This is a genomic window from Symmachiella dynata (assembly GCF_007747995.1).
Classification (GTDB): domain Bacteria; phylum Planctomycetota; class Planctomycetia; order Planctomycetales; family Planctomycetaceae; genus Symmachiella; species Symmachiella dynata.
This window is the reverse complement of sequence record NZ_CP036276.1, coordinates 3,797,426-3,814,988: the sequence shown is the minus strand read 5'-3', so window position 1 is coordinate 3,814,988 and position 17,563 is coordinate 3,797,426. Positions and strand designations below refer to the sequence as shown.

The 17,563-nt window shown below is 52.7% G+C and carries 13 protein-coding genes; 12 read left to right on the top strand and 1 reads right to left on the bottom strand.

From position 1 onward, the window contains the following. The first annotated feature begins 204 nt into the window (after nt 1-204). From Mal52_RS14590 to Mal52_RS14565, 6 genes are all read left to right on the top strand, one after another. On the top strand, nt 205-1,026 hold the full coding sequence (locus tag Mal52_RS14590) for a ParB N-terminal domain-containing protein (RefSeq protein ID WP_145376931.1): 822 nt from the start codon (nt 205-207) through the stop codon (nt 1,024-1,026). 52 nt (nt 1,027-1,078) lie between these two features. Next, on the top strand, nt 1,079-1,432 hold the full coding sequence (locus tag Mal52_RS29805; protein ID WP_197534926.1) for a DNA methyltransferase: 354 nt from the start codon (nt 1,079-1,081) through the stop codon (nt 1,430-1,432). Next, a complete protein-coding gene (locus tag Mal52_RS14580) occupies nt 1,429-1,839 on the top strand; it encodes a DUF1937 family protein (RefSeq protein WP_145376929.1) in 411 nt (136 codons plus the stop codon). The genes Mal52_RS29805 and Mal52_RS14580 overlap by 4 nt, the downstream gene beginning before the upstream one ends. Next, nucleotides 1,836-2,027, top strand: a complete 192-nt coding sequence (locus Mal52_RS14575) for an NrdR family transcriptional regulator (protein WP_145376928.1) — start codon at nt 1,836-1,838, stop codon at nt 2,025-2,027. Before Mal52_RS14580 ends, Mal52_RS14575 begins: the two co-directional genes overlap by 4 nt. A 421-nt stretch (nt 2,028-2,448) precedes the next feature. Further along, nucleotides 2,449-3,567 carry a hypothetical protein gene (locus Mal52_RS14570; RefSeq protein WP_145376927.1) on the top strand — a complete coding sequence of 373 codons (1,119 nt, stop codon included), beginning with the start codon at nt 2,449-2,451 and terminating at the stop codon, nt 3,565-3,567. A 361-nt stretch (nt 3,568-3,928) separates the two neighbouring features. Beyond that, nucleotides 3,929-5,548, top strand: a complete 1,620-nt coding sequence (locus tag Mal52_RS14565; RefSeq protein ID WP_145376926.1) for a tetratricopeptide repeat protein — start codon at nt 3,929-3,931, stop codon at nt 5,546-5,548. Between the two features lie 170 nt (nt 5,549-5,718). Here the strand turns inward: Mal52_RS14565 and Mal52_RS14560 are convergent, their stop codons facing one another. Continuing rightward, entirely contained in the window at nt 5,719-6,090 is a 372-nt protein-coding gene (locus tag Mal52_RS14560; RefSeq protein ID WP_145376925.1) for an HTH domain-containing protein, read from the bottom strand. Nucleotides 6,091-6,280: 190 nt separating this feature from the next. Between Mal52_RS14560 and Mal52_RS30535 the strand changes: the two genes are divergently transcribed. The 6 genes from Mal52_RS30535 to Mal52_RS14530 all read left to right on the top strand — a co-directional run bounded on the left by Mal52_RS30535 (nt 6,281) and on the right by Mal52_RS14530 (nt 17,389). Beyond that, nucleotides 6,281-6,469, top strand: a complete 189-nt coding sequence (locus Mal52_RS30535) for an NrdR family transcriptional regulator (RefSeq protein WP_420824944.1) — start codon at nt 6,281-6,283, stop codon at nt 6,467-6,469. A gap of 112 nt (nt 6,470-6,581) precedes the next feature. Then, complete coding sequence (locus tag Mal52_RS14555; protein ID WP_197534925.1) at nt 6,582-7,019, top strand: HNH endonuclease; 438 nt, start codon at nt 6,582-6,584, stop codon at nt 7,017-7,019. 138 nt (nt 7,020-7,157) lie between these two features. After that, a complete protein-coding gene (locus tag Mal52_RS14550) occupies nt 7,158-7,622 on the top strand; it encodes a phage terminase small subunit P27 family (protein ID WP_145376923.1) in 465 nt (154 codons plus the stop codon). Continuing rightward, complete coding sequence (locus tag Mal52_RS14545) at nt 7,622-9,238, top strand: terminase large subunit (protein WP_145376922.1); 1,617 nt, start codon at nt 7,622-7,624, stop codon at nt 9,236-9,238. Before Mal52_RS14550 ends, Mal52_RS14545 begins: the two co-directional genes overlap by 1 nt. A gap of 1,086 nt (nt 9,239-10,324) precedes the next feature. Then, on the top strand, nt 10,325-10,486 hold the full coding sequence (locus tag Mal52_RS30530) for a DUF6525 family protein (protein ID WP_420824952.1): 162 nt from the start codon (nt 10,325-10,327) through the stop codon (nt 10,484-10,486). 657 nt (nt 10,487-11,143) lie between these two features. Continuing rightward, the gene (locus Mal52_RS14530) at nt 11,144-17,389 is read left to right on the top strand and encodes a tetratricopeptide repeat protein (protein WP_145376920.1); all 6,246 of its coding nucleotides are present in this window, start codon (nt 11,144-11,146) and stop codon (nt 17,387-17,389) included. The last annotated feature ends 174 nt before the right edge of the window (nt 17,390-17,563 follow it).

The following is a 17,563-nucleotide window of genomic DNA, read 5'->3' as shown; positions in this document are numbered from 1 at the left end:
ACGACTTGCAACGTGGGTGCCGTACCTGCCGAACCTTTTTAGCATCGCATTACATTGCGCGCGCACACGCGCACGCGCGGAAATTCACCTCTTGGGAAAAGGTTCGGCAGGTACGGCAGGTTCGGCATTACGGACGTCCATTTGTGGAAATCGAGACGGACGAATAACCAAGTTTCAAAATTTCGTTTGGAGAGCGAATAAGTAATGAAAATTGAACAATGGCGTATTGACCGTGTGAAACCGTACGAGCAAAATCCGCGTATCAACGATCAGGCTGTCGACGCGGTAGCGAAGTCAATTGAGCAATTTGGATTTAGGCAACCGGTAGTTGTGGACGAAGAAGGCGTGATCATCGCGGGCCACACACGCTGGAAAGCATCACAAAAACTTGGGCTAAAGAAAGTGCCCATCCACGTGGCCATGGGACTTTCGCCGGCGCAGGCGCGGGCCTATAGGCTTGCCGACAACAAAACCAACGAACTGGCCGAATGGGACCCGGATCTCCTTTCCCTGGAATTGGCCGACCTGCAAGCGATGGGGTTTGACCTGGAACTAACCGGTTTTAGTGAGGACGAGTTGGCGAAGTGGTCTAGTGATGAGATGAAAGAAGGCCTCACCGATCCGGATGACGTGCCGGAAACGCTGGATGAGCCAATTACGCAACCCGGCGACCTCTGGCTTTTGGGCAGCCACAGACTTTTTTGTGGTGACTCCACATCAATCGAAGATACTTTGCGCGTGATGGACGGTGAGAAAGCCGCGCTTGTCGCGACTGATCCTCCGTATCTCGTTGATTACACCGGTGATCGGCCCAATGAGTCCGGGAAAGATTGGTCAGATACCTACCGGGAGATCGACATCTCCGATGCGGATGCTTTCTTTACGCAGCTATTCACTTGCGTTCTCGGAGTGGTCGCACCCAAGGCGGCGATCTACTGTTGGCACGCGCACAAACGCGTGCGGTGTGATTCAACGGACCTGGGATCAACTAGGCATTCTAGACCACCAGCAAATTATTTGGGTTAAGCCGACGCCGGTCTTTGGCCGCGTCTATTGGCACTTCCGGCACGAGCCCTGCATGCTGGGTTGGGTCCGTGGTAGCCAACCGGAGCATGACGGTCGGCACGAGGTGGATTCTGTCTGGAATGTCGACTGGGAAGGTAAGGCCCGCGTTGTGGGAAATAAACACCCGACCCAGAAACCGGTCGAGCTTTTCGCACGCCCAATGCGGAAGCATACACGCGCAGGCGATGTCTGTTTCGAGCCGTTTAGTGGTTCCGGATCACAAATCTTGGCAGCGGAACAGTTAGGCCGCCGCTGTTTCGCCATTGAGATCGCTCCAGCATTCGTGGATGTTGCCGTCGAGCGCTGGGAGCAATTCACGGGCCAAAAGGCGGAGCGAATTCCTGCCACTGAGGAGGTGAAGGCATGATCTATTTGGCTTCTCCTTATTCGCATCCGGACGCCATCATTCGCGAGCGCCGGTTTCGTGCAGCCTGCCGGATGGCGGCGAGATTGATTCGCGCTGGTGAGGTCGTGTTTTCGCCGGTGGCTCATGGCCACGCGATTTCGTTGTACGGTGTGCCGACCGATTGGTCGTTTTGGGAAGCGCACGACCGGCGGTTCTTGGAACAGTGCGATGAGGTCGTTGTGCTCACGCTCGACGGCTGTCGGGTGAGTGTGGGCGTTGCGGCGGAAATCGAGATCGCGAAGGAACTGAATAAGCCGGTTCGGTACCTCGATGTGGGGTCGATTGCCAATGTCGGCGAGGGCCGGATTGGAGTAATCGCCCAAAGAGGTTGGATTTGCCAATATGACAAAGGAGCAAGAAACGGATGACCGAGCGAGTCGAGAATAACAAAGCACTGGATCAGCAGCGTGGCTTGCAGTGCAGTGCCTGCGGCCATCAGCGTTTGCGTGTGATCTACACGCGGGCCGCGAAAGGCAGTAAACTGGTGCGGCGGCGAGAGTGCCGGAATTGTGGTGCGCGGATTACAACTTGGGAACGAACGGCCGGATGTGAGTGATACCGTTTGGCGCGACTTCGGATATGTACCGGGGTACCCGATCGAAAGTCATCATGAGCACTTTCGATAGCCACCGAACTATTCGGTGGCATCACCTAGTCTTCCCCAATATACGTCCTAACGTCTGCGCTCGTATGGGCAATCGAATCTTTCTAATCAACGTTACGATGAGGCGCAGAAAATGAAAAAACACGCGAACTCGTACAATTTAGAAAGTCCGACTGAAAACAAGTCTGAGCCAAATATTAGACAATGCTGACATGGTGTGACCAATTCACTGACCTTCCGGCGATTGGCGATGTCTTGTGCCCGTTGTTTCTTCGAGTAAAATGACATTGCAACTTGAAAATCCAAACTTCAACGAAGTACGAAGCTCCGCTTAGTTCGCATGTCGGCTCAAAACATCTCATTGGTCCCCCCTATGTTGTTAAAACGTCTATCAGCGATGGCATCGCATACCCCAGCACAACTCAAGTTTCACAAAGCTATGAGGTCGCACGGCGGGCGTTTGCCCTGGGAGCTTTTGCCACCAAGCTCCAAAGCAGTTCCCACGATATACAAGATTGCGAACGACTTGATTTCCAGGGCGCGTGGGCTGAATCCACGACTACCCGAAATCCAATTTGATTTCATAAATTCCAATGCGATTAATGGCATTGCGTGCAAGTGGGACCATGAATACTTTATCGGGATTACAGGCGGCGCTGTTACGCTGCTGCAATTAGTCTTGCACCGAGTGTTTGCCGATCCGAAACTGTTCCCGGATATTGGCGATCCGTCAATGGAGGAGCCTAGCCCCCCGTTCATAAAAAGCTTCACACCAGACGCCATGCATCTTTTAGAAGGTGATACCCTGGTTTGCATTCCGAAGGACGAAGCCCGGTGGACGTATTCGTGCAGACTCATAAACCTAGCGGCAATCTTTCTGATTGGACATGAAATTGCCCACATTTCGTGCGGACACGTCGACTATCTTTGTGCGAAGACTGGCAGTCAATTCTTGGCCGAATTCGGTGCGACCGCTGCAGGTGCAATCGAGCCGATCGAACGTCAGATAATCGAAGCCCAAGCAGACCAATATTCGTTTAATAGCCTACTTGGGGGTGCCTGTGCGCAGAGCAGCGAGAACACCGGTGCGCCTACGCGCGAAGAGCTTGCAAGTCTGGGACAGCTCGCCTTTGACTATTCATTTTCTGCCAACATTCTGTTTCGACTATTTGGTGACATGCGATTCATCGGAAGTGATTTCGCCGTCGAATCCTACCCGCCAATTGCCCTTCGTCGCTCATTTATCTACGGGGGAGGATGCGATTTGGTTCGCAAGGAATTGACACCTGACCGGCAAGACACTGTTCTACGCGCGCTCGAAGCCGGTATGTTTGCGGCCGAGCATGCTTTCTCCGGCGCAACGGGTGAGGATGTTGCCGTCACCGGGCTTGAAGAGGCCTTCAGCGACAAGGGGCACGCACATTTCAAGCGTTTGGTCGAGTTAAGTGACCGCGAATTGGCGGAGAAACTCCAGCCTTTCTCATATTGTTGATGGTGTTTCAAAATATTGGCGCAGGGCAGTTGTATTGGGTGGCAATCAGCGTGATCAAAAGTATTTCGCGCAGGGCGACGACGTTTGCCCACCTGGCCAAAGGCGGGACGTTGACGAATCCTACCACCCATAAGAAAACGCCCCAACGTGGCGAACGCGAAGCGTTTGTCGCGGCCTGGGGCGGGAAGCGGGCTACTGGCCCGTGCTCTGCGTCCAATTCCCAACGTATTTTAACCACGATCAGCATCGAGCTACTTCGGATGCGATAAGGTAAAAAGACTATCAATCGCTAAGGTATCTGGTAAAAGTACGTTGCTAGACGTCAAACGAGACGCGTTTCTGCTATTCAATTGGAATGAATATGATTAACGAAACGGACATATGGACACAGCGATTGTTCATCATAGCGTCAGTTGGATGCTGGGCCATACTGTTGTCAGTCGACAATACGTCGAAGGCTGTCGCCGACGAGCGGGCTATCCTGGTCACTCGGCTGCGCGAAGCTACCCAGGACATCGTGGTGAAGCCGTTCAACGAGAAAGAAAAGTTCGAACTGGGCACTTGGGAGGATGGCCGCATCTTGGCGGACATCGGGATTTGCCAACTTGGCCTAAACGATTTGGAAGGTGCTCAACGAACAGCCGATGCACTGCCAGCCGACGACGACTGCCTCAACTGTGGCGATTCGTACCGATACTTCCTATCGGCCATCGCTGCCGCTCATGTGCGGGCCGGAGATGTACAGGCAGCTTATATCGTGCTGAAGAATCATCGCCGAAAGTCTCAGCGAAGTGCTTCCTTCAATGAGCTTTTGATTATCGCCCGTGCGCAAGCAAACACCGGAGATTCAAAAGGTGCGCGAAAAACTTGCGATGATGCCCTCTTAAAGATTGATTCCGACGTGCATCTCAGTGCATTGCGACGCATCCGCGTGGCAAAAGTTCTAATCAGTATGGGAGATATCGTCGGTGCAAAAGCCATCGGTGTGCAAGTTGATATGCTGGCGAAGAAATTGCCGACCAAAGGGCAGGATCGGGGCCTGCTCTTAGCCCGATTGGCGACATTCCACTTTATGCTTGGCGAAGCAAGTGATGGCCCGCTCCGCATGTTAAGGGAGGCTCACGATGCCATTGATGAGGATACTTTGGGAGGCGAGAACTGTTGGCGGTACATCGCTGTCGCCCATGCGCGAATCGGCGATATGGAGGGCGCACTCCGCGCGGCCTCACATGCGGGTGGTGACCGCCACACGGCACTCATGAATATTGCTCTATTGCAGTGGGACCAAGGAGATCTTGAAGGTGCCGAGAAGACGATTCTGCAAAGTCCCGAGTCCGATACCAAATTTCTCCTTCTGTTCGAAATCGCCAAGGCTCATGCACGGGTCGGCGATTATAAGGACGCGCTGGGCAGTGCAACATCGATTAAGAATGATTTGCGACGTGCACAGGGAATGTTGGAGGTCGCGGCAATAATTGCAAAACAGGGAAAAGTGAATGAGGCGCGCAAGATTGCTCAAGGATTGGATTATCCTATGATGTCCAGTAGGTTTGGCCGTCTGCCTAAAACTAAATTCAAGTTTGATGATCCCCAAACGTGGGACTTACCGTTTGAGAGATCACAAGGATTTACGATGTCCAGCACGCTTCATGGAATGGAAATGGACGGAGACCTGCTGGCCGCGGCTGTGCGATGCCGGATAGCGCTGGACGGACCAGGATCAGTTCCTCATAAGGCAATCACGCATGATTGGGATGTCAGGAAGGCGGCCGAGGCACAGGCGTCCATGGGCGACGTCAAGGGCGCCCTCGCGTGGTCAGAGAAGCTTCTGCGTGCTAGACGTATTGCCGCATTGATTGGGGCCGCAGAAGGATATACAGAGCACCTGAAAACTGAAAAACAAAAGCCACTAACTGGACCTGATTTCGGCCGGCGCCATCCACTCATGTCATGGTATAACCGTTACCTCGATGACAAATAGGCCCCCGCCGAGACCACTGGATGCTTCTCGCAAACTCAGCAGGCTGGCGAGAAAGTTGTCCCGCATGGCAAACCCGATGACGCGTTGTCCCGAAACTACATTCGACTACAAGAAAACGCCCCGACGTGGCGAACGTGGGGCGTCTGTCGGGGCCTGGGCTGGGAGCGGGCCTATTGGTTTAGCGTGAAATGCCCGCGGTCGGTCTTCGTAAACCGGGCCTCTTTCCCTTTGGTTTGGATCTCGCGGAGGATAGCGGCGTAAATCGTGGCGTGCGGCGTTTTACCGCCAGGGCTCGTCCAATAGCCTTTGGCCGCCATCCGTTCAATCATCGTCTTGGCATTGAGCGGTTCCTTCGCTTCGCCGAGGATCTTCGCTGCCGCGTCGAGGGCGCTCATTTTCTTGCCGGTCGTTTTGGCAGCGACCTTCTTGGTGGCGGGTTTCTTCGTCGCTGCCTTAGCGGGAGCCTTCTTTGCCGTAGCCGGTTTCCGCGTTGCGGTCTTCTTTGTCGTCGCCTTCTTCGCCGTGGTTTTCTTCGTGGCCATCGTGTCGTCCCTTTCGAGTTATGGGGTTCGTGTCTATGCGGCAGCCAACGCGGCCACCGACAGGACAGTCAGTTACCTCGATCCAGAACGGACATCCAGCCACATCTGGTAGAATTACACAGGATTTCGCTGAAAAGAATTCGGGGCGAACACGGGCCCCACGGCGCTACCAAACGCGGAGGCTTGAGCAATGGACAACGGGAACAACGACAACGCCCCACGTGGCCTCACGTGCCCCCGGTGCGGTAGAGGGCATTTCTTTACGACCAATTCCGAACCGCTACCCAACGGGCGGATACGTCGCCGCAAGCGTTGCCCTAGTTGTGGGCGGATAATTGTCGCGTACGAGGTGGAGATCGAAAGTTTTTCTGCGGCCTAACGCTAGATACGGAATGATTTTCGACGTTGGTTGTGATTGGCATTGATTCGGTCTTTATCCACGTGGCACGCCGCATAGAATGTCTGCAGTGGTTTCTACGGAGGACGTTCGCATGCCCGCCAAGCTCAAGACCCGCTGCTGCCATCCCGGTTGTCCCAACACGACGCGGGACCGGTTCTGCGATACGCACCGCCGCGAGGCATCGCACCGCTGGTCGGACGAGCGACGTAGCACCCCGGCGCAGCGCGGGTACGACGAACGTTGGCGGAAGGTGCGGCGCATTCATATCAAGCGGCATCCCTATTGCGAGGACTGCCTCGACGACGGCGTGGTCAATACGCGGAACCTGGAAGTCGATCACATCATTCCCATCGACGTTCGTCCCGACTTGCGGCTCGATCTCGACAACCTACGGACGTGCTGCCGTCGGCATCACAAGTTGAAAACGGATGAGGACAAACGGAAGTATGCGGCCGGGGTCACCGCGCCGAATGCTGACCGGGTCGCTGCCTGTGGAAAGATGACCGGGTCCCTAAGGGGGGTACCTTAGATCCCTAAGGACTCAACCCCCCATACCACATCGCCAACGATGCGTGTTTTTCCGCGAAATTAGAGACCGGGGGGTGTGAAGCTGGGTAAAGCATCATTTCGCATCAATTCGTATCAATTTGATGCTGGAAAGCATGTCATGCGAGGTCGCAAACCAAAGCCAACAGCATTGAAAACATTAGAGGGGAATCCGGGTAAGCGACCGCTCAATGCTCGCGAACCGCATGCTCCCCCCGAGGTGCCCGACTGCCCGGAGCATCTTGACGATGTGACTCGCGCCGAATGGTTCCGCACGGCGAAAGTGCTCATAGACATGGGCCTGCTGACATTGGCCGATCGCTCGGCGCTGGCAGCTTACTGCGTGGCCTATTCACGGTGGGTGCATGCTGAAGAGCAAGTCAAAAAATACGGCACGATCGTAAAATCACCCGCCAAGGGATTCCCGATGAAGAGTCCGTATCTGACCGTTGCGGATCAGGCCATGGAGGCGATGCGGAAGCTGATGGTCGAGTTCGGCCTCACGCCCAGTAGCCGCAGTCGGATCAAATTACCCGAAGGTTCCGGTACGGTTGATGAGTTCGATCTGTTCCTGGAGGCGGGCTGATGCCGCGTGAGGTTGAATCGCTGACTTCGGATTGGATATGCACGACCGCCGACGAGCGGGCCGTTGCTGATGGCTGCTGGTTTGACCTCCAGGCTGCCGAGCGCGTTCGCACGTTCTTCCGCAAGTTCCTCAGGCATTCCAAAGGGCAATGGGCGGGTCAACCGTTCGACCTGCTGGAATGGCAATGGCAAGAGGTCGTTGCTCCGCTATTCGGCTGGAAGCGTCCCGATGGCACGCGGCGGTTCCGTCGAGGATATATCGAGGTCCCCAAAAAGAACGGCAAGAGCACGCTCTTCTCCGGACTGAGCCTGTACCTGCTGGTGGGCGATAACGAACCGGGCGCGGAGATCTACTCCGCCGCTGTCGACCGGGATCAAGCTTCAATTGTCTATGGCGAAGCGGCACACATGGTCGACGAATCGCCCGACCTCTCCCGGCGTTTGAAGGTGGTACGTTCTACCAAGCGGATCGTGTATCACCGCACGCGGTCGTTCTACAAAGCGCTGTCCGCCGACGTCCCAGCCAAGGAGGGTCTCAACGCACATGCGGTGCTGATTGACGAACTGCACGCCCAACGGACTCGAGATCTGTGGGACACGCTTCGTAATGCGGGGGCATCGCGGCGGCAACCGTTGCAATTGGCGATCACCACCGCCGGTTACGACCGACACTCAATCTGCTGGGAACAACACGACTACGCACTCAAGGTGCTCGACGGCACGATTGAGGATACGTCGTTCTTTCCATTCGTGGCTGCGGCCAATGATGAGGCGGATTGGACTGATCCCAACGTCTGGAAAACAGCCAACCCCAGTTTTGGGATCACAATCAACGCGGATCAGTTTGCTGAGGATTGCACGGAAGCTCAAGAATCTCCCGCCAAGGAAAACTCGTTCCGCCGTTACCGCCTCAACCAATGGACCGAGCAAGACGTACGTTGGCTGAGCATGGACAAATGGGATGCTTGCGGGACACCGCTGGAGGATTTGCGTGGGCGAGTCTGTTTCGCCGGGTTGGACCTCTCGTCCACGACCGACGTCTCGGCGCTGGTGCTGGTCTTTCCGGATGAGGACGAAGGGCGGTTCGATGTTCTACCGTACTTTTGGGTTCCCGAAGAAGGCGCCCGCAAACGTGAACGCCGCGACCGCGTGCCGTACGTGCAGTGGATACGGGACGACCACATGGAGGCGACGTCCGGTGAAGTGGTCGACTACGACGTGATCCGTCGGCGGATCAATGAGCTGAACGAACAGTTCGAGATCCGCGAAATCGCCATCGACCGCTGGAACGCCACGCAGTTGGCGACACAACTGGAAGGCGATGGCTTCGAGATGATCGCCTTCGGCCAAGGCTACGCCAGCATGAGCGCGCCGACGAAGAAGCTCGAAGAGGTGGTACTGAGCTGCAAACTCGCCCACGCTGGGCACCCGGTGTTGCGGTGGATGGCGGGCAACGTCTCGATCGAAACTGACGCGGCAGATAACTGGAAGCCGTCGAAAAAGAAGAGTGTTGAGCGGATCGACGGCATTGTGGCGCTGGTCATGGGATTGGACCGGGCGAGCACGCAGGACTTGTGCACCAGCGTGTATGACAAACGGGGAATTCTTTCGCTTTGACGCAGCCTGCACATTCCCCATCAACAATGGGAATTCGTGCGTGCCAATGGGCAAGCCGTTGATGCCCTCTTAAATTCGGTTCAAAGTCTTGGCGAATATCGAGCGACCGAAAATACGTCCGCTTGGCACGAACGGTTTGATTCACATCGATATCCACAGTGAGAAGTTGTGGCATTCTCCCTCGTTTCGTTGTATCGTCGAGATATGCACTTCCCAAGACGGTCAAATCCCCATGGAGATAGCGATGAGCGACTCATTCGTGAATTCATACGAGATCACAAAAACTCTGCTCGGCAAATATCAAGTCCGTTTCAATTGTCCACATTGCAGTTCCGAACTTCGATCTAGCGAAGCGGAAATCCAAGAGGAAGATTGGTGTCCAGAATGCAAACAACCTTTTCGCATCTCGCCTACCGCGCTGTCGGAAATTGACAAACAACGCAATACCCTGCTGAAAGAAAAAGAGCGAAAGAAAGAAGAAAAACGCCAGAGATCCAAAATAAAAAAGGAGCCGAAACAGACGGTCGCTGGTGATCAAGAATCCGAGGAACATCGAAACAAAAACTCAGTTAGCGCAAGCCAAAGTGAACATGAAGTACGAATGCGGTGCCCGTTGTGTAGCGCGACGGTTCGCGGTAAATCTTCACATTTAGGCCGTCCAAACAATTGCCCAAAGTGTAAGCGGGTGGTCCAATTCACGTTAATTGACTCTCCGATGCCACCGCCGACCCCTACTAAACTACCTCCCTCAGCTGCAGGGACGAATCTGATAAATTGCCCGGATTGTGGAAAATCGGTCTCCAAACGTGCCGGCCAGTGTCCAGGTTGCGGTTGTCCGATCAATGAGACAACGACACCAGAACAACAAATACCCACCATCGTCCGCTATGATCCGAATTCCGGTTTATTTTCTGGTACGATGACGTCGATGGTCAAGCTGGCGATGCGCGCTATCCAGGAACTCGGGTGGAAGTTGGACCAAGCGAATGACGCCTTAGGACTCGTGACTTTTCAAACTGGAATGAGTTGGGGGTCGTGGAGCGGTGTGTCGTGCTCTTTGAACATTGAAGAAGGTTCTGCGAATACATTCCGCGTCACTGGATCAGGAAAGCAAAATCTCCGTGGTGGCCAAATAATTGCGTTGAACATTGGCGGAGAAGCACAGGGCAAAGCACGCAAGGTCATAGAAACAATGAAGCAACTTGCGTCAAAATGAATCGTGACTTTACCGTGACGTTACGTCGCTGAAACAAGCAATCCAATCTGCGTCCGAACGCCGCCAAAGTCGACCCTGCATTATGCCACGAGATCACTCTGCAGAAAATGCAACTTTCACTGTCGGAGATATTTCAGGCATCGAGTTTTCTTCGCTCGGGCTCTTAACCCTCCGCAAAAACGTTGGATTTCAAGGAATAATGCTATCGAAACCGCTGCCGCCGACAACTGAAAGCCGTCGAAACAAACTGCGTCGAGCGGATCGATGGGATAGTGACATTGCTCATCGGGTTAGACCGGGCAAGCACGCAGGCCCCTTGTACGAGCGTAAAGGACAAGCGCGGGATTTTGTCTTTGACGCGGCTTGAAAGGCTGCCAGCGAGAATGTAGCGGTTACCATCGAGTCGCGAACCGCGACGAGTAGAATCCTGCTTAGACTTCCCCAATAATTTGAGTTGTCCGAACAACGACTTTCTCAGACGCTCGACCATCATTGCTTATCATCGCACATAGTCCCTTTCATTGGATAGAAGTGCGATTGGCGCATTACCAACTCTGCATCTTTGTATCGAACTCGGGAAAGGCACATATTCCCAATACCCCGTAACACGATGACGTGCGTTGCAATCGAATGATGTGTACCATTAAAGCGTCTAAGAAACACAACTGGAATCGCAATAAAGGTAGGCGATGATGGCAGACGGAATAGTCTTGTGGCCAGTATTTAAATTGCTTGGCAGCACTGTTGTGACTAAAACAATAGGTGTGGCATGGGACATGGCAATAAAGCGACTTCGCCAAGCTAACCTGGCCAGAGTGATCAATCAGAAGTTTCGTTCTGATACGGATGTCAAGACAATCTGCGATGGGGTTCCGCAAGTTCGACGAGATGTCTTAGAGGCCGGACATCTCAAATCTCTGTTTAAACTCTGCGCGGAAAATGAGCCTTCAGCGGTCGGAAGGTTTTTGATTGAGCAGCAGTTGGTCATGCTATCGTATGTATCACGGAACGATGATAAGATCCGAGAAGTGCAAAACACGATTGGTCGGGTTGTATGTGGTGCAATTGAATTTGTCATTTCCAAGGATAGTGAACTCCTCGCTCAATTTTTAATCATTGCTCGCCAGGGCGATGTGGCCGAACACACCGAAATCCAAGGCATTCTATATCAGCTTCTTGCTGGCCAGGGGAAGATTGTAGAGTCTGTGAGGACGATTGAACGGCGGGACACTGTCACGAATGAGGAAGCGTTGGCGCCCCAGGAAATTGAGCACTTTGACTACCTCATCGGCGAAAATATCCGCCTTTCCAATCGCGAACGCCAGTTCGTCGATAGCCAATTAGAGACGCGATGGGATGAGATTCAGGAGGAATTGGCGCTACGCAATTCGACAGCGGCAATTCAGAAGGGAAAGGGCCTTAAACAATGGCTTGATCACAGTGGGGATCGCCTAACGCCAAATCTTCGATCGAAGGCACACGTTTTGTTGGCTCATCTTTCATTATTAGAGATGATCCACCCTAACGAAAAGCGAAATCTCGATTTGTCCGAAGCTCAAAAGCATTTGGACCGGGCAAAAGACGAGGTGGACCATTCCGACAGCGAGAGCGAAGCCCGAGTCATAGCTCTCGACGCAAAGTTGGAATATCTCCGAGGATTTTCGGATAAAGCTAACAGTATGTTGGAAGACTCGCTTGAGCCCGCAATTCTGTCAACTCGATTGGCAATGAACCTCGACCTACAAAAAAATGTGGAAGCGGCAGATTTAGCGTCAACGGCTCCCTATCATGAAAAGTGGATTGAGCAGGCAATCGTAGCCTTCATTAATGCCGCACGATTAGATGACGGCCTCAATGCGTTAAATTGGGCGAATGAAAATGCTAACGATCGCGTTGCAGATCAATGCAATGTGGCTTTTGCACACTCAATTCTCTTGCACTACAAGATTGGGCACCCTGATGGTATTACGACATCCCTTGACGTGAAGGACGGTATTCGGGCCGACATTACAAAAGCAATTGACTCACTTCAGCGTGTCATTGCCCGTCCCCTTGCCGTTGGAAAACCCTCAAATGGACTTGAGGTGGATGCACTTGGTTACGCATGTCTCGCTCATCACATAATTGGCCAGAAGAATGAATGCCGCGATCTTGCCAATATATTGGCAAGATGTCGCCCAATTCCGATTGCCGTAGCACACGCAGTTATGCGGCGCGACATAGCACCGTCAGAATCGCTTCCGGCAGATCTACGCAAAGATCACCCACGGTCATTTGAAGCACAGTTTCTTGCGGTCCTGATTGATCTCATTTTCTTGGGAAAGCTACCGATAAGGGTTTTTGACGACGCTCGTCGTGTTTTGCCATTTGCCAAAGATGACCAGAGCCAAGATCGGATAATCGGACTAATGTCCGATGTCGTCGCTGAAGACGATATCGTGCGGTTCAATGTGGTGGTAGCACTTTGTAAAAAATATCTTCCAGCCGAACATCCAAGGCATAGGTTACTTGGAGTCCAGTCGTGTCTTCGGCGTGGTGAAGCGGAAGAAGCACGGAGAATGCTGGATGAGGAAGAGAATCGAACTGAGCCGGAATGGTTGAGGTATTCAGCTGACACTCATCGCATGCTTGGTGACCTCAACAAGGCCGCAAATGACTTGCTGGAAGCGACCCAGTTCTGTCGTCGGGGTAGCGTCTGGTATGAGGCCGCCATGGCACTATCTGAAACTGACCGTATTGAGGAAATGGTTGAGTGCCTCGAAAAAGTCGTGGTTCTTGAACCAACAAATATCAACGCACGTCACAATCTTGCTTTTGGATATGTGCGACTTGGACGTCATCGAAGCGCGGCAGACAATCTGGTCCAATTAGCTAATCTAGTCCCGACGCGACACAAATACTTAGTCGAAGCGTCCGGCGAATTCGCACTTGCTGGCGACGTCTCGACGGCAATTGAATTATGTGCGGACATTTGCGAACGTGAGCCCCACTATCGCGACGCGGTACTGCAGCGCGCGCGTCTATTGAGAATCAGTCGTCAGAAAGGGGCCGCATTTGATTCGCTCTACGGCGTTCGAGAAGAGTTTTGGGACGATGTCGAATTCCTTGCGGTTTACATGGGGCTGGGCTATGAAGTGGGCCAAGATGCCGCTGCTGGACGCGCGATGCAACGTATATTGGAATTACAGGAGGACGGAACAGCAAAAAAACGGGTCCTCCATGCCGTAGCGCCTGATGACATCAAAGCTCTTTTGGAAGCGCGATGGGACGCGTTCGAGCGATTGAACAAATTATTAATCGAAGCACGATCTCCCTGGACGATCGTAAGCGAAGTTGCCCATGCGCCAGTTTGTAAAATCTGGAAGATCCGCACTCAACCAGGAGCGTTGTTTACAACTCCTGAAACATATGCCGAATATTCCATCTACGCGACAAATGCGTTTGCTGTTCGTGAGGCCGGCGATCAGGTGAGCACCCTTGTCGATATTCAAGCTCCGCCACCCGAACAGCGAGTCGTAATGGATTTGTCAGCTTTGATCACACTTCACCAACTCAACCTATTGGATGTTGCGGCCTCCTTTTTTGGCACGATCTTATATCCGGACGAGTATGATAAGAAGCGATTGCGTGATCAAGCGATGCTGGAATCGGGGCAACAGTCTCAATGGACGGCACTCGAAGCAATCATAGAACAGATCCAATTGCCAAATTCACGCGTAACGATCAAATCGGCCGATTCGAGTGATGGTATCACACTCGTCTCCGAAAAGGATGGCTTGACTCGCTCAGGATCAGTGTTTCGCCCCTTGGATATTGCCCGTTGGCTCTTCGCAAATGGCAAAATTGACTTGGGCGTTGTCGAAAACATCCAGCAGAGCCGAACAGAAGACACGGCACGTGAGGGATTTGCAGAAGCTATGGCTTCCCGTGAGGTGATGATTGATGAGACCGCGATTTTTCTCTTGCACACTTCCGGCTGTCTGGAACCACTTCTTCGAGAGATGGCTCTTTGTATCACCGACGTTTGTTACGAAAAGATTAGGCACGAAATCGACCGTTTTCGCTTCGACCAAGAAATGGCCGAGCTCAACGAAAGCCTTGGAGCGGCGTGGTTAAACAACGACCGAATTACGGCTAAGGCTGTCATTACATCTCCGTCCAACGAATCCGACGACGATTCCGGAGCCCCAGTCGACGAAAGCGAACGCCAGCGAAAATGGATGATCGATGGCGTGCTTTTAGCACTCCAGGAGAAAATCCCCCTGGTGGCTGACGATCGGTTCTGTTTGATGGGCGTAATGAATGACACATCGAATGTTGAAACTACCGCTTGCAGCACTGATTGCGTTATCAAACGGATGTATCAGGAAGGCAAGATTTCCAGTGAACAATTTGCTGACGCATTTCTGCAACTCGTGCGATGGCGATACCGGTTTTTGCTCCCGGATGCGACGGTCTTGTTGGATTTTGTCCGACGCTATCATGGCATAAATGATCCATTGGTTGAAATCAGTCAGTACATGCATGACTGTATGAGAGATTGTGGTCTGCTGGCGGGCAAAGAGCCAACCGAGCCGGCCACGAGCGTAGCGCTTCATTATTACATACAGTCCCTGGGCCGTTGGGCCGAGTTTGCAGCACAAGTGTGGAATCTGAAGGAATTGGACGAGAAACAACGGATTACGCTCACAGAGTGGATTGTTTCGGAGTGCCTGCCCACCCCCCCACGTAATTTGCCAACATCGGGGCGTTTCCAATTGGCAGAAAGCTCGGTCGAGACATTTCTCGCGGCGTTTCTGGTACGAGCGTGTGATATTGACGACCTGTTAACGGCAAAGGCCGCCGTAAAAGCCGTGTCAGACTTAATTGGCATAACAGAAAGAGATTTCGAATCAGTTGTCAGTCATATTCTTACGGTCGAAACGAATAGTCTCCAGGACGAAGAGGAACTTCAGCTTGCTTACCAGCAACGTATGTTTCTAATCAGCCTGATTCGCGACGGGCGTATTCAAGGCGTGCGATCATGTCTTCTCGCGGAGCACCTCGGCATCCTTGATCAGGGCCAGGAGTTGCCAACGCCAGACGAGGCGGTGATATCCGCCATCCAATCAAGTTCGAAACGAAGTCCGATTTCCGAGCCAGGCCCATACGTGTTCTTCCAACATCGCGATCAGACTCGAAGTAAGGCGCGGTATGCTGAATTCGTTCCGGATTTCTTGGTCGCACCAAGCAAGGAAGCGAGGAGTGCTGCGATCACGTTTATCAAAGATTCGGGCGAATGCCCTCTATCGCCATACTCCAAGGAGACGATTAACGTAGGTAGCGAGTCCTCGACTTCCGATGAGTTTATAACCTGGTTTCCCGTCGCGTGTAGAATTCAGGACTGTCTCGCCGGTGATTTTAAAATTCAGATCAGCGCGCTCCGTCAAAGCTTGCATGCTTCATTAAATGAAAATTGCGACTATCACTGGGGCAAAGTACTTCGGCCCGACGTTCAACACCTTTGTGCAGTCCATGGTGACGGTCGCACAGCCAAACAATGTGTTAGAATGTTTGGTCGCCTCGTTGACCACAGTTCTCTCGCAAAAACGTTGGATGCCTACGAGGTGAGGTTTGGACACTTGCCATTGGGTATTCCATTCTCAATGGGAGGGCTACTAAAGCAATGGTGCGAGTCGGCGAATAGCACGGCGGTATGGAAGACGGTATGGAATTGGGTCAAAGAGAGGCGAACTATATTTCGTCGCTATCACGCATGCCGAGCCTTTGCTGAGAACCCATCCCTGATCCCAAAACAGCGTCAAGATGAGTTTTGGTCGGAGTGTTTTAAAGTTCTAAATGTTGCCAGAAAAGAGTCTAATCACGATGTTTCAACGTACCTTTGGGAGATTCGAAACAATCTCACGCAGCATTTTCTGCGTCATTTCGAGCTTCATGCGCCATTTCTCCCGAACGAACAATTGTTGTGCCTTTCTTATTGGGCCGGAGCGCAAGTGTCCGATGTTATCGATGATTATGGGAGCAGTGACGAAACGCTGACGGCATTTCGTGACGATATAAGACAGTTGGCTTTCGCAACTCAGTTGGCGTGGGAAGTGGCTCGGCCTAGCCGCGAGTCGTCTCAGGCAAGACATATCGCACTTCATCATCCTGCCAGTTGGCCTTATGCTCTTGCCTTGTCGCTTTGCCAAGCATCAAGTCTTGGTGTTGGACATCTAAGCGGCGCGCAACAACGATGTCTCGCGGATCTTCTGACGGTGGGTTGCCTACGATTCGATTCGGGGCAGGCTAATAAATCAAATAACATCTGGGCTCACAATGAGTCAGCGGTGTCCGTGTCTGTAATGGTTGCTAAGGAGTTAACGAATGCTTCGGCAAGAAAACTTCTGGAATCAGCAATTGACGCAACGGAACTCACGCATGGAGACGAATGGGCCATCAAGTCGCTAGAAGGGATTTCACAGCTAGAAACGATGAGCCAACGATTTGTTTCAAGTTTGCTACATTCGATATCGTACACCGGCGTGTTTCCGCATCAAGATGTTGCTAGACTACTCGAGTCGGCAGATTGGTATCGCGATACTCTTTCAAAAATGGATAGCGACGCATTAGTTGATGTCGCGGACTTCTTTGGCGAGGTGCAGGCTCGATTCCGTGATTCATGGGATGTGCTACTTCCTAATGCATATTTGGATACTGCGCTAACAGCGGAAATGCCAGAGGAACGTCGACAGAAACTCTTAGCTTTTAGCATCGTTGCCGCTACTGCTGGAGAAGCTCCGGCGTTGTTGCGACGTCCACTTGGTGGTAGCCATTCGCAATATACGCGTGAGCAGTTTGAGTTGTGGCGAACGCATTTCCAGGAAGTCGCCAGATGGGCTCCGCCATTTGTTTCCGCCAGAATACGTGATACCCTCGCTTCACTACGCCGTTAAATTGGTGGTTCGAATGTGTCTATTACAAGAAATGGCGTGGTGTTCTATTAGTGAACCGATGCATCCATCGTAGAAAGTCGATGAGCCTCGGCGGTCCAGTTCGAGAATGCGTCCTTTGTACGCATCTCTGAATCTCGCGACTTTGGTCGTGATCTCGTCTGATAACGCTCCGAC

Coding starts and splice junctions, on each gene's coding strand:
- Mal52_RS14565 (WP_145376926.1), top strand. CDS start 3,929: ATGATTAACGAAACGGACATATGGACACAGCGATTGTTCATCATAGCG.
- Mal52_RS14555 (WP_197534925.1), top strand. CDS start 6,582: ATGCCCGCCAAGCTCAAGACCCGCTGCTGCCATCCCGGTTGTCCCAAC.
- Mal52_RS14560 (WP_145376925.1), bottom strand. CDS start 6,090: ATGGCCACGAAGAAAACCACGGCGAAGAAGGCGACGACAAAGAAGACC.
- Mal52_RS14530 (WP_145376920.1), top strand. CDS start 11,144: ATGATGGCAGACGGAATAGTCTTGTGGCCAGTATTTAAATTGCTTGGC.
- Mal52_RS14590 (WP_145376931.1), top strand. CDS start 205: ATGAAAATTGAACAATGGCGTATTGACCGTGTGAAACCGTACGAGCAA.
- Mal52_RS30535 (WP_420824944.1), top strand. CDS start 6,281: ATGGACAACGGGAACAACGACAACGCCCCACGTGGCCTCACGTGCCCC.
- Mal52_RS14580 (WP_145376929.1), top strand. CDS start 1,429: ATGATCTATTTGGCTTCTCCTTATTCGCATCCGGACGCCATCATTCGC.
- Mal52_RS14570 (WP_145376927.1), top strand. CDS start 2,449: ATGTTGTTAAAACGTCTATCAGCGATGGCATCGCATACCCCAGCACAA.
- Mal52_RS29805 (WP_197534926.1), top strand. CDS start 1,079: ATGCTGGGTTGGGTCCGTGGTAGCCAACCGGAGCATGACGGTCGGCAC.
- Mal52_RS14575 (WP_145376928.1), top strand. CDS start 1,836: ATGACCGAGCGAGTCGAGAATAACAAAGCACTGGATCAGCAGCGTGGC.
- Mal52_RS14550 (WP_145376923.1), top strand. CDS start 7,158: ATGCGAGGTCGCAAACCAAAGCCAACAGCATTGAAAACATTAGAGGGG.
- Mal52_RS14545 (WP_145376922.1), top strand. CDS start 7,622: ATGCCGCGTGAGGTTGAATCGCTGACTTCGGATTGGATATGCACGACC.